Annotated in this window: 9 protein-coding genes and 1 riboswitch; all 9 genes read right to left on the reverse strand. The window is 44.7% G+C overall.

What is annotated here, in order from left to right; genetic code table 11:
• Positions 1–19: 19 nt before the first annotated feature.
• Positions 20–1,114 carry a mandelate racemase/muconate lactonizing enzyme family protein gene (locus G9U52_RS08410; RefSeq protein ID WP_166148363.1) on the reverse strand — a complete coding sequence of 365 codons (1,095 nt, stop codon included), beginning with the start codon at positions 1,112–1,114 and terminating at the stop codon, positions 20–22.
• Between the two features lie 28 nt (positions 1,115–1,142).
• Complete coding sequence (locus G9U52_RS08415; protein WP_166148365.1) at positions 1,143–3,461, reverse strand: helix-turn-helix domain-containing protein; 2,319 nt, start codon at positions 3,459–3,461, stop codon at positions 1,143–1,145.
• Positions 3,462–3,572: 111 nt separating this feature from the next.
• The gene (locus G9U52_RS08420; protein WP_166148367.1) at positions 3,573–5,105 is read right to left on the reverse strand and encodes a type 2 periplasmic-binding domain-containing protein; all 1,533 of its coding nucleotides are present in this window, start codon (positions 5,103–5,105) and stop codon (positions 3,573–3,575) included.
• A gap of 295 nt (positions 5,106–5,400) precedes the next feature.
• Positions 5,401–7,446: a bifunctional diguanylate cyclase/phosphodiesterase gene (locus G9U52_RS08425; protein ID WP_166148369.1), complete on the reverse strand. Its 2,046-nt coding sequence runs from the start codon at positions 7,444–7,446 to the stop codon at positions 5,401–5,403.
• Between the two features lie 115 nt (positions 7,447–7,561).
• Positions 7,562–7,648, reverse strand: a riboswitch (cyclic di-GMP riboswitch).
• A 182-nt stretch (positions 7,649–7,830) separates the two neighbouring features.
• Positions 7,831–9,132, reverse strand: a complete 1,302-nt coding sequence (locus tag G9U52_RS08430; RefSeq protein WP_166148371.1) for a (Fe-S)-binding protein — start codon at positions 9,130–9,132, stop codon at positions 7,831–7,833.
• On the reverse strand, positions 9,125–10,531 hold the full coding sequence (locus G9U52_RS08435; RefSeq protein WP_166148373.1) for an FAD-binding oxidoreductase: 1,407 nt from the start codon (positions 10,529–10,531) through the stop codon (positions 9,125–9,127). The genes G9U52_RS08430 and G9U52_RS08435 overlap by 8 nt, the downstream gene beginning before the upstream one ends.
• An 18-nt stretch (positions 10,532–10,549) precedes the next feature.
• Complete coding sequence (locus G9U52_RS39170) at positions 10,550–10,711, reverse strand: hypothetical protein (RefSeq protein ID WP_207952861.1); 162 nt, start codon at positions 10,709–10,711, stop codon at positions 10,550–10,552.
• A 179-nt stretch (positions 10,712–10,890) separates the two neighbouring features.
• The gene (locus G9U52_RS08440) at positions 10,891–11,907 is read right to left on the reverse strand and encodes an aldo/keto reductase (RefSeq protein WP_166148375.1); all 1,017 of its coding nucleotides are present in this window, start codon (positions 11,905–11,907) and stop codon (positions 10,891–10,893) included.
• Between the two features lie 20 nt (positions 11,908–11,927).
• Positions 11,928–12,239, reverse strand: a complete 312-nt coding sequence (locus tag G9U52_RS08445) for a Dabb family protein (RefSeq protein ID WP_166148377.1) — start codon at positions 12,237–12,239, stop codon at positions 11,928–11,930.
• Positions 12,240–12,339 lie beyond the last annotated feature (100 nt).

Here is a 12,339-nt window from a genome sequence, read left to right on the forward strand (position 1 = left end):
ATAATCTGGCTGTATCTTGTTATTTCGTATATTTACTGATCTGATATTCCGCTCGATCCAACCACTCCGGTCGAATTGTTACTCCCCAGCCGGGTCCTTCTGGAACCTGTACTTTTCCGTCGGATACTACCAAAGGCTGTGTAAAAAGATTATCGGTCCATGCATCTTGTTCTATTGTATACTCCATGTACTTCCCAGCATTCGGGATGGCTGCGACCATATGCAGTGTAAAAATCGTAAGCATCGATAAATTGGCAGCATGCGGCGTGCACACCATTCCGACGGAATCTGCCATTTTGGCCACTTCAAGCGCTCGGCTTAAGCCTCCCACATAACAAATGTCGGGTTGAACGATATCCACCGCACGCATGCCGATCATTCTCCTGAATTGTGCCAGATCCGTATCCTGTTCACCACCGGTTACCGGAATGTCAAGGGCATCTGCTACTTGTTTGGTCCATTCCAATTCCATATAAGGGCAGGGCTCTTCAAAATGGCATACGCCATATTGCGCCAGCATACGTCCAGTCTCGATAGCTTTGCCTGGCGTTAATCCGCTGTTCGCATCGACATAAAGCAACGTATCATCGCCAATCGCAGCCCGAACCGCCTTCACTACTTGCTCCGAACGCCCCGGATATACATCCACATCGTTTCCGAAATTGTTGGCAATGCGGATTTTAAAAGCACGGTAGCCCTGCGTCTCCTTGAGGCGCTTAAGGCGCTCCGCCTCCTGCTCAGGCGAGATGCCGCGCTGCATACTAGAGCCGTAAACCTCCACCATACGCGGCTGTCCGCCCAATAATTCGCACACGCCTTTGCCTAACCGCTTTCCCTTGAGGTCCCATAAGGCCGTATCCAATCCGCCCAAAGCCCTACATATATAAGACCCGGGGAATTTATGCTCTTCTCTAATTACGACCTCTGACAAGGCATGGATCTCATTGCAATCGGCACCTAGCGCATGAGGTGCAATTTGTTGATGCAGCACAAGCGCTGAGATATTCGCTTGATAAGGCGCGATTTGTCCATATCCTTGTAGACCATCCTCGGATGTGACACGGACAAAGGATAGCTGCTTGAACGTAAAGGTTTCAATACTTGTTATTTTCATTGTTCAACCTCCATCTCGATTAATGGTATTATCTGTATTGTCCCCTGTAGCTGCCTGGGGTCAATTGGACACGGCGCTGAAAAATTCGGATAAAGTTTCGTTCGGAATATCCGATTGCCGTTGCGACCTCACTAATACCTTGATCTGTATCCCTCAGAAGCCGCATAGCTTCACCAATTTTGCTTTCCACGACATATTCCAAAAAGTTCTTGCCCATCTTCTTTTTAAACATCCGGCTTAAATAGGAAGGACTCACCCCCACCATTTCAGCGCACTGTACCAAGGACAAGTCTTTTCCACAATTTTCACTAATGTATTTACATATGAGTAGAATAGCGGAATCTCCTGTCGCTTCCCGATCATTCTGGGCCAACCAAGTGTATAACGGGAAAAACGTCTCCTCAAACCAGTCGCAAATTTCTTGGGAGGTCATCTTGCTTCGCAATTGTCCGAATAAATTATGCTCTATGACGTCGGCTGCATTCACGCCATGCTTTTCCAGAGACACGATGAGCGATGAAAGCAACACATGATAGCTCTGGTATATAAACACATAAGACTGGGAGCTCTGTATAATTTCCGTGAATTGTTTAAAATTAGTAATCGCAAAGGGAATATCCTCCTGTTTAAGTGCGTCCAGAATGGCAGCTTCCGATTCCCGTGGATATCTAATTACAATATTCTTCTTGATGTGCTCCACATCTTCAATAAACAAGACAGACTCTGAGTCGCGAAATATGCGATATTTAAGGGCGTTTTCTGCTTCCTTATAGGAGACCGGTACGTCTGCCACATGTGCATAAAAACGACCAATCCCAACGGCTACCTCAAATGACAAGTATTTTTTGAAGGCCTCGGTTATCGCATTAACATATACCATTGTAAGGCTCAGCATGGTCTCTTGCGCCATATCCGAGTTGAATTGAAGAATCGCCGCACCTCTACCCTGATAAGGAATTGCATATCCTTGAAGCGTATGGTTGCGCAGTATTTCTTGCATGACATTAGCCAGTGAAAAGGCAACAATCCCTTTTTCCTCCGGTAAAAAGCGTTTTTCTTTGTATATATTCTCTGCTTCCACGATCAACACAACATTCGTAAATTCCACTTCAATTCCATAAGTCCCGCTATCCTGAATGAGTGTCTCATTTCTCGTATAATCGCCGCTCAAAAGCTGAAAGAGAAATTTTTCCCGTAAAGATGGCTCGATATTTTCCATATAGGACCCCAGCTTCTCGGTTTCTTTGCTTAAATAATCAAGAGATTCTTTGATGATATCAAGCTCATTCTCTTTATGCTCAATACCGTCCATACTCAACGAACGGCTGTGATTGATCAATTGTTCAATCGGAGTATAGGCTCGTTTGGATGTGAAATAGGTCAGAACGATGCCAACTCCTATAAAAACGATAAGTATGAGTACCATCATGCTGCGTATCCAATCCAACTGCTCAGTAACGGCTTGCTCCGGAATGACAGATACATAGGTTCTTGCGAAAACATTTTTCACATATTTGTATTGTGCCGGCTTGCCATCAAAGCCTTCTTCAACAAAATTGCCGGAGCTTTTATCCGACGCTTTTATTATCCCTATCCCCTTTAATCCGGCAGTTTCCCGTATAAGCTCTCTTTCCAGCTTACCATTAATCCCAAAAGGATCATGCAATTTTACAATAATCAGATCTTGGGCACCCGTAACAATAACTGAATTGGTTTCCAAAAATTTACTGAGTACGGAAGTCTCGATCTCGAAGCCCAGTATACCCTCAGGCCCTCCGTTTCCAATCAACGGAAGCATTCTGGCAAAGGTAATATAACCTTCTCTGTTGCTGAGCTGAGACCACTGAGTAAGCCTTTTGCTCTGCAGCAGCCGATCAATATCATCCTTATATTTATACTCCAGCTTCGAGACGGGACCGTATTCGTTAGAAAGAATCACATTCCCAGAGCTGTTATACAAAAAAATTTCGTTAATAAAGCTATTGGAATTTTTTACGAGAGCGATTTTTTTCAAAATTTCAATATTCCGAATCACATTTTCATTGGACGAGCTTGCGTATGCTTCCTGCAACATAGGGTCTTTGGCTAACTGGAGAGAGTCCTGTTCAATTTCTTGTAAAACTCTTTCAGCACGGTCCTTCATGATGGTCAAGGACGAATCGCTTTCTGACTGGATATATTTCTCCATCCGATTTATAGAAAGCTGATAGTATAACAGGCTGGCTAAAATAATCGGAATACATACGGAAATGCAACCGAGCCAGATCAGCTTGTATAAATACTTTTTCGGATTCGTCAGCCGCTCGATACCTAATTTTTTTGAAAAGAATTTTTTCCAGTTAGCCATAAGTCCTCCCATTGTTTCAAGCTCAACTTTTACTTTTGAGCTATGTGCTGGTGTTAATAATAGGGAGTGAGGCAGCAAAAATCAAGTTTAAAAAGAGCCATACCTGTCGTTTTATTGGAGGAACTTTTCTTTATACTCCTTGGTAAATTCCTGATAGGCTTTCTTGAAATCCGGGCTGCTGTTTAATTTCTCAACATAGGCTTTGTACTCGTCCATGGAAATTTGTCCAACGATGGCCTTAATAACCATTGATTGCCATTCGCTAGTATATTTCGGCCAGATGGATATCCACGTATTCGAATTGATAATGGAAAAGAAATCGATTTTGCCAGCTGTGCTGTAGGTTTCCACGGATTTTGATTTTGCATCGTTGTAGGCTTTGGGCGCCGCTGGATTGATTACTTTCATCTTATTGTTATACGCAAGCGGGAAAATGGCGCCTGTGCCGTTGGCTGTTACTTGCTTTTTCCCAAGGTCGGTTAGCTGTTGCTGGCCTTCGACCATTGTATAATGGACACCCTCAATACCATAGTAGTTATAGTCCGTTTGTTCCATTGTTGTCGTTCTCTCGAAGAAATCCAAAATTTGCTTCACTTTCTCCTGCGGTACTTGTTTGGAAATATAGAAGGCACCCGAGAACGGTACCGACAATTGAACGCTTACCCCGCCTGGACCCTTCATAGGCGGCAAAGAGATAACATCCCCTTCTGGCTGCACTTTCTTAATACCTTGTTCAAAGGTAAAATCCCGCCAAATATTCCGGGCATAAGAAGCCGCGCGACCGGTGGTGTACATTTCTTCCGCCTGCGTTTGCTTGATCGCCGAAAAATCTTTAGCCAAAATGCCATCTGTGTACAATTGGCGGAAATAACCGACCATATCTGTGTAATTAGGCGTCAATAATTTATTGATCAGTCCGCCGTCCTTATCATAGACGGGATCCAAGCCACCAAAAGCGGATAGGAAGCTGCCATCGCCGTCAGCAAGCAAGAAACCTTGGCCGATAAGGCCGACCGTGTCCTTTTTGCCATTGGCATCCGGATCACCGTTTACCATAGTTTTCAGTGCGGCCGTGTATTCATCCAATGTGGTCGGTACCGGCAAATTGAATTTGTCCAACCAATCTTTCCGCATTTTTAAACTAATATCAATATGTGGACGATTTCTTGGAACTCCATAAATTCCGCCGTCGGTCTTCATGTATTTCCATACATCTTTAAAGCTGTTATTTTTTAGATTCGGATAATTGCTGAAGTCTCCTAGGAAAGGAGCCAAATCCCAAAATGCTCCCTGCTTCACAGCCGTTTGCAGTGTTGGACGCGTAATGTTACCGGCTACAATAACCTCTGGAATACTGCCAGACGCCAATACCAGGTCAAATTTAGTGTCATAGTCACCAGAAGGAATCCATTCCACATCCAACTGCGATTTGCTGTCCTTTTGGAATTTCGTCCAATACTCATCATTCATATCCGGAACATCGGCATATGACGGAACCATGAATTTCACTTTAAGATTGGAGGGAACCCCCGCGGCCTCTCCTGCTTGCGGATTTTGTTTTTCACCGCCGCACCCTGCGATCACACCTAATGAAAGTGCCACTAACATCGTAAAGCTGAAAACCTTACAAGATAAAACCTTCATATGAACCTCCCTGAATCTTGTTTATTTAAACCTGCTGCCAAACCCAATACTACTCAACTTCAACAATTCTATTGGATCGGCAACGTTTCGATTTTTATTATAGTGGCATCTTGGACTGCATGTAAGTGACAGTTCTTGAACCAACCATCAAAAAGGGCTTAAAAAGCCAGTTTTACGGGTATTTTTAGCGAATTCAGCGGAAGTTAAATAAGCCAACACCGGGTTAAGTACCGGCATCAGCTTAAAGTTCATGGCATTTTTTACAAAGTGCAGTAAGTGCACTCGATCTACTGCATCAATGTATGGCCAAAGCTTCTGGATTCCTCAGAAAGCTTTCTAACCTTTGAGAGCATACAGGCTTGCTGAACCAATGCCCCTGCATAACGGAGCAGCCTGTTTCTTGAATTTGTCTGCTCTGATTTTCGATTTCTACGCCTTCAGCAATTACGTTTAGATTTAGACTGCTAGCCATCGCAACAATTGCTTTAATAATGGCCATCTGGTTGGAATGGATAAATGTTTGATCAATTTTAATCGTATGAATAGGGAATTTCTCCAAATAACTAAGTGAGGAATAACCCGTTCCGAAATCATCGATAGAAATAGAAACCCCCATTTCCCCCAATGCTTTTAGCAAAGGTATTGCTTGATTTACATTGGTCATCGCTGTGCTTTCTGTTATCTCAATATGCAAAAATCGGGGATCAAGCCCTGTTTCCATTAATATCCTTTGTATCGACTTGAGCAAATCTTCTTCCTCAAGCTGCCGCACCGACAAATTGACGGAAACAAATAATGTAGTATAACCAAGATCGTGCCAATGCTTATTTTGAGCACAGGCACTTCGAAGTACCCAATCTCCAATCGGGGATATGAGCCCCGTTTCTTCGGCAATCGGAATGAACTCTAATGGAGAAATTATACCTGATGAGTGTTCCCATCGAATAAGTGCTTCAGTACCAATAATTTCCCCCGTTGCTACATTCACAATGGGTTGATAGTGGAGCATAAATTCTTGATTTTGAAGCGCCTTTCTTAATCCTTGCTCGAGCTTCAACCGTCGCTGGAACTTGTCCGATTGTTGGTTATAAAAAAGAAATCTATTTTTCCCTTTCTCTTTAGCAGCATACATGGCTTGATCAGCAAGCTTAACTAATAGTTCATGATCGTTCGCGTGGTCCGGATACAAACTAATCCCTATACTTGTCGTTATAATAATTTCTTGATTGATAATTTTAAATGGTTTGGCGAGAGTCTCCAATATTTGGCGAGCAATAATTTCAACATCAAACTTACTCAGATCTTCTAAAACAATCACAAATTCATCCCCACCCATGCGAGCAATGTTATCCTCTGTCTGGAGACAACGCGAGATCCGTTTAGCGACCCTTTGTAGCAAGCGGTCACCCACCGAATGACCAAGCGAATCATTAATAAACTTGAACCCATCAAGATCGAGAAACATGACGATTACTTTTTTCTTTTTGCGCCCTGCATTCGCAATCGCCAATTTAATCCGTTCCCGAATAAGCCTTCGGTTCGGAAGACCTGTCAGCGCATCGTGAAACGCAAGCCTATGGAGTCGCTCTTCTGTTTTTTTACGTTCTGTAATGTCCGTGATGACTCCGTCAAGTCGAACGATAATTCCACTCCTATCCAGAAACGGTACGGTATAATCATAGACCCATCGAATACTCCCATCCGCGCGCAAAATCCGGTATTCATGTTTTACTTTTTTGCCGCATCCAAGCTCTTTTTGTCGCTTTTCTACTTCCAACTGGTCGTCAGGATGAATAACTTTACTCCATAAGTCCGGGTCCTTCAAAAATGCTTCCTGCGAGTATGCGTAAATGGCTTCACAAGCAGGAGATATCTGGATCAGACCAGTTGTCAGATCATGCGACCACAAACACACTTCAATAGAATCAAAGATGGTTTTAAGCTGCGTCTGGGTCTTGAGAAGGGATTGTTCGAGTTGTTTACTTTTGGTCAGGTCTTTTACTATACCGATAATACCTGTAATTTGTCCTTCTATGTTTATCGGCATGGCCGTTATCCCAAGTTCCAGACGCTCCCCATCTTTTCTGTAAATAGCAATTTCAAAATCAACCTTAAGACAAGTAGAAACAACCTGTTCGAAAATATAATTCACTTTACCGATTTGTTCTGGAATAATGAGAGGCTCAAAGGATTTCCCAAGGAGTTCCTCCTGGGAATAACCCGTTAACTCTAGAACTGCGTCATTAAAAGCAACGAAGATGCCATTGGTATCTGTCAGATAGCAGGGATCCGGATTGTACTCAAATAGAGATAGTAGAGATTCTTGTAATTTTACAAACATAGCTGTCACCCCACGCCCCAAACAAAATGTTATGTTATTTCCTTACAAACTAGGTAAAAGAACTCCAATATATGCATAAAATAAAAAGAGCCCCAAGATAAGGAGACTCCTTTACGCTGGCAACTGGCTGGCATAACGTAATCACGAGTTAGCCCCTATAGTCTTGCGGCCCCATTTTTCAATGAGTGTGCCTTTATTAATTATACATTTATACAATAGTTCCCTATTCTAATATTAAATAAATGTGTCTTTAGTTATTATAGCTTATATCATTTATTTTTGTCACAAAATACGACAAATTTCTACAATTTATTTGTATTATTTTAAAAATTGTAGTTATTTGACCCGTATATTCTGAAAAGTGATACTTCTATCCAGGTTAGTTCACGATATTCCCGCAGCCTCTGCCAAATATTCCACCAGGTGGACGGCACGCATGCTTTCCTGTAATTGCTCCCGTTCAATCCCAAGCTTCATCTGCAGCAAACAGCCCGGATTCGTTGTTATAATAGTAGTTGTTTGTGTTTGCTTTACACTATTCATCTTCAAATCCAATATATCCATTGAAGCATCGAAATGGACAATGTTATATATGCCCGCTGAGCCGCAGCACATGTCGGCATCCTTCATTTCAATAAGCTCCACGTTCCGCACGCCTTGAATCAACTGGAGCGGCTCACGAGTTACTTTCTGGACATTTGTCATATGGCAGGATCTTTGGTAAGTTACTCTTTCTGATTGCCGTGCCTCTCCTTGAATGCCGCCACATAAGGCGATTACTTGCGAGATATCCTTCGATTTCGCCGAGAATTGCCGGGCTCGTTCTGCCCAATCCGGCTCGTCTTCCAATAAATCGCCGTATTCCACCATAATCGCACCGCACCCGCCCGCGTTATTGATGATGAAATCGAAGTTGCCCCGACTGAATGCGGCAATATTGGCTTTGGCCAACGTCTTGGACTCATCGAGCTCACCGGAATGGGCATGGAGTGCCCCGCAGCAGGTCTGATTCTCGATAATCGTCACATCACAGCCAGCCTCAGCGAGCAGCTTCACGGAAAGCTCGTTAATTCTCCGGAACATCGCATCCATCACACAGCCCACAAAAAAGGCTACGTTATATTTTAGCTTACCCTTAGCCTTGCTGAATTTAGGGAGACTGGCACGTTCGAACGGTGATACGGCAGGAGGTGCAATAGCCTCAAACTCGCCCAAATGGCCAGGCAGCTTGTGGGTCAACCCGGATTTTCTGGCTGCCTTCTGAGCTCCGCTTTTTTCGTACAGCCACATCGCATTTCCAACCAAATTCATGGCTCTGCGGCTTGGAAACATCCTTTTAAATGCAAAATTACGTGCAATTCGGCTCGGAAGCGAGTATTTCTTGCGTCGAATGATCGCTGCTCTCGCCGCTTCCAGAAGCGAACCGTATTCTACGCCCGTTGGACAAACGGTTTCGCAGGCGCGACAGCCGAGGCAAAGATCCAACGGTTCTTCCAGAACGGAAAGATCCTTAATCTTACCCTCCCCGACCATCTTGATCAGATTGATCCTGCCGCGCGGAGAGTGTGTTTCTTTGCCCATCGTAACATAGGTGGGACAGACCGGAAGGCAGTAACCACACTGCACACACGCCTTTGTTTTGTCGTATTTTAGTTCTACACGAAGCGCCTCCAAATGCTCATTCATCAGTCAACACCAACTTTTGACCCGGCTCAGGAAATATTTTCCCGGGATTCATAATATTATTCGGATCCCAAGCCTGCTTGATCCGCTTCATCATATCTAGCCCCACTGCTCCCAGCTCCATCTCCATAAATGGCGACTTCATCGTTCCAATCCCGTGCTCTCCCGACAAGGTTCCGCCCAGCTGTACAGCCGTTTCGAAAATTTCGGTCACTGCTTGCTCCACCCGGCGCATTTCCTCATGATCCGATTTGTCACACACGATGTTGGGATGAAGATTCCCATCCCCGGCGTGGCCAAACACGACAAGATGCACCTGATATTTCTGCCTGATTTCTTGCAGCCGTCTGCACATCTCTGGAATTTGGCTGCGCGGCACCGTAATATCCTCCGAAATTTTGGTCGGTTTAATTCGAGCTATTGCTGGAGATACAAGCTTTCTCGCTCTCCATACCTCATCCATCTCGGTCTGTGTTTGAGGGACGCGTACATCTCTCGCTCCGATTTCCTTGCATACGGCCGACACCTGCATAGCCTCGTCGCTAACCGCCGCGGGGTGGCCGTCAAGCTCAATAAGGATCAAAGCCTCTGCGTTCAAAGGAAGGCCCGTAGGCTCGTAGTTTTCAACCGCCAATATAGAGGCCTGGTCCATTAATTCCATTTTGGAAGGGAGAATGCCGGAAGATAATACCTTCGATATGGCACGCCCCGCATCGACCAAATTGTCAAATATAGCCATAACCGTAGTCGAAGCAGGTGGTTTCGGAATCAGGCGTAGGGTCGCTTTTGTAATAATCCCAAGTGTCCCCTCAGAGCCCACGATCAGCTTGGTCAAATCGTAGCCTGTCACATTCTTTACTGTTCGGCCGCCTGTATGGATAATTTCTCCCTGTGGTGTAATGACCTCTAGCCCGATCACATAGTCTTTAGTCACTCCATATTTCAAGCCGCGGGGGCCCCCTGAATTTTCCGCCAAATTGCCGCCGATCGTCGAAACATGTGAGCTGCTCGGATCAGGGGGATAAAATAGCCCTTTTTTTTCAGCCGCCTTATGAATTTCCGCGGTTAACACTCCAGGCGAGACGATCGCTACCAAGTCTTCCTCGTCTATTTCCAATATATCTCTCATCACAGATAAATCAAGCACGATACCCCCTTTTACTGGCAAAGGGCCTCCGCTCAACGAAGTAGACTGTCCCCGCGGTGTGATCGGGATCAGCTCCCGGTCAGCAAACTTGACAAGATTGGCAATTTCCTTCACATCTTTAGTTTGGATCACAATATCAGGCAAATAAGTACCGAACGAGGCATCGAATGCATAGCTGAACCGATCACTTTCATCCGTAAATACTCTACCCGTAGCTATTATAGTACGAATCTCATCGATATGTCGCAACTCCATGTTTCCAACCCCTTCTCACTACTCCGTCCAAATGATGCTTCCCTCTGAGCTAAATGCTATGTTCCACTTGTTTCTAATGGTTTCCGACAGCTTCATGACTTCCCTATCCATATCATACATTAAATCATGCAGCATGCTAATAACATCTTCACGGGTAAAACCGTTCCTCAGCTCGTGCATGAGCAGAATGTAATCCGTCTGCCACTTTTCCTCCCATCCGGTAGGATTGCGCAATGGATCGTATGGGCTGGATATGGTAACTATTGAAGCCTAATATTTGCACAAAAGTAAGCAGTTATTTTACAATGTACATAAAAAACCGGGAATCCTCTCGGAACCCCGGTATCCTTATCTCTTATTTAAACTCTCCCTGCCCTCTGCTGTCTTTCCGCACCACTATCATAAGGATAGGTCACATGCAGCATGCTGGCTTCATTTAACCGATCCACTTGATCTCTACTTAACGCCCAACCCGAAGCACCCAGATTGCTTTCCAATTGGCCTATTGTACGTGCTCCGATAATAGGCGAAGTAACGCCTTCTTGCTGCAGCAGCCAGTTAATTGCCGTCTGTGCGGGTGTTTTACCAGCATCTGCCGCGACAGCATAGAGGGCGTCGAGCACCTTCCAAGTATAATCATTGTTGTAGTTTTTCCAAGATTCACTCCAGCCCTTTGATTCCGCTTGCGATACTCGGGAATCTTCGGGAGGCAATTCCATATGTTTGTGATACTTGCCGCTTAACCATCCTCCCCGCAATGGACTCCAGGGAATAACACCTATGCCTTCGCTTAAGCAGACCGGGATAATTTCGTATTCAGTCGCACGTGATAACAAATTGTATTGGGGCTGAAGACAGGCAAATGGCTCCCAACCTTTATGTTTGCTTAAGTCCACCGCTTTTTGCAGCTGCCAGCCGCGAAAGTTACTTGCTCCTATATAGCGGACCAAACCGCTCTTCACCAATTCATTTAATGTGCCCAACGTTTCTTCCAGCGGTGTTTTTGGATCCCAGGCATGGACCTGGTAAAGGTCGATATAATCGGTACCGAGTCTGCGAAGACTTGCTTCCACCCCGGCCAAAATATGCTTGCGGCTTAATCCCACATCGTTGGGACCGCTTCCCATACCAAAACGCACCTTGGTAGCGACCACAAAATCGTCACGTTTTTTCTGTTTTAACCACCTGCCCACAATTTCCTCGGATGCTCCATTGGTATATACATCCGCTGTGTCGATGAAATTGCCGCCTTCTTGCACAAAACGATCCATAATGCTGAAGCTGTCCTGTTCGCTAGTCTCGCGCCCAAAGGTCATGGCTCCTAAGCAAAGCTCGCTTACTTGCAAACCTGTTTTTCCCATATAACGATATTCCATGTTCACTGCCTCCCTTCCTTTTACTTCGCGATTGGATAATCAATAACGATAACATTGTCGATAATGCCATCCAATAAGCTAACATAGTGCTGGTGAACAGGGTGCGGGCCATATTGACGAAGGGCTTCCTTATCTTCAAAGGTAACGCGAAGCCCCAACTGATAACCCTCCTTATGAATACTGCCACTTTCCTCTGTTACATTCAGACCGGCTGTTAAATCAACAATACCGGGAATCCTGCCTTTAAATGCGAGTAAGGTTTCCACCAGCAGGTTCCCCTTCTCTGGCGTGTAATTCTCATTAAACTTAAAAACGACGATATGCTCAAACATGGACGAACACCACTCTCCCTCTCATTCTACTATATGCTTGCTTTATCTGTTACTTCCTGCATTTCGTAGTCAGATGTTAGCTGCATGATATTATAATAAT

It is taken from the genome of Paenibacillus agricola (genome assembly GCF_011440305.1).
In the GTDB taxonomy this organism is placed as follows: Bacteria; Bacillota; Bacilli; order Paenibacillales; family NBRC-103111; genus Paenibacillus_S; species Paenibacillus_S agricola.

What these genes read in the sequence shown, in the direction of transcription:
- G9U52_RS08410 (WP_166148363.1), bottom strand. Translation starts at nt 1,114, where the DNA reads ATGAAAATAACAAGTATTGAAACCTTTACGTTCAAGCAGCTATCCTTT.
- G9U52_RS08415 (WP_166148365.1), bottom strand. Translation starts at nt 3,461, where the DNA reads ATGGCTAACTGGAAAAAATTCTTTTCAAAAAAATTAGGTATCGAGCGG.
- G9U52_RS08420 (WP_166148367.1), bottom strand. Translation starts at nt 5,105, where the DNA reads ATGAAGGTTTTATCTTGTAAGGTTTTCAGCTTTACGATGTTAGTGGCA.
- G9U52_RS08425 (WP_166148369.1), bottom strand. Translation starts at nt 7,446, where the DNA reads ATGTTTGTAAAATTACAAGAATCTCTACTATCTCTATTTGAGTACAAT.
- G9U52_RS08430 (WP_166148371.1), bottom strand. Translation starts at nt 9,132, where the DNA reads ATGAATGAGCATTTGGAGGCGCTTCGTGTAGAACTAAAATACGACAAA.
- G9U52_RS08435 (WP_166148373.1), bottom strand. Translation starts at nt 10,531, where the DNA reads ATGGAGTTGCGACATATCGATGAGATTCGTACTATAATAGCTACGGGT.
- G9U52_RS39170 (WP_207952861.1), bottom strand. Translation starts at nt 10,711, where the DNA reads ATGCACGAGCTGAGGAACGGTTTTACCCGTGAAGATGTTATTAGCATG.
- G9U52_RS08440 (WP_166148375.1), bottom strand. Translation starts at nt 11,907, where the DNA reads ATGGAATATCGTTATATGGGAAAAACAGGTTTGCAAGTAAGCGAGCTT.
- G9U52_RS08445 (WP_166148377.1), bottom strand. Translation starts at nt 12,239, where the DNA reads ATGTTTGAGCATATCGTCGTTTTTAAGTTTAATGAGAATTACACGCCA.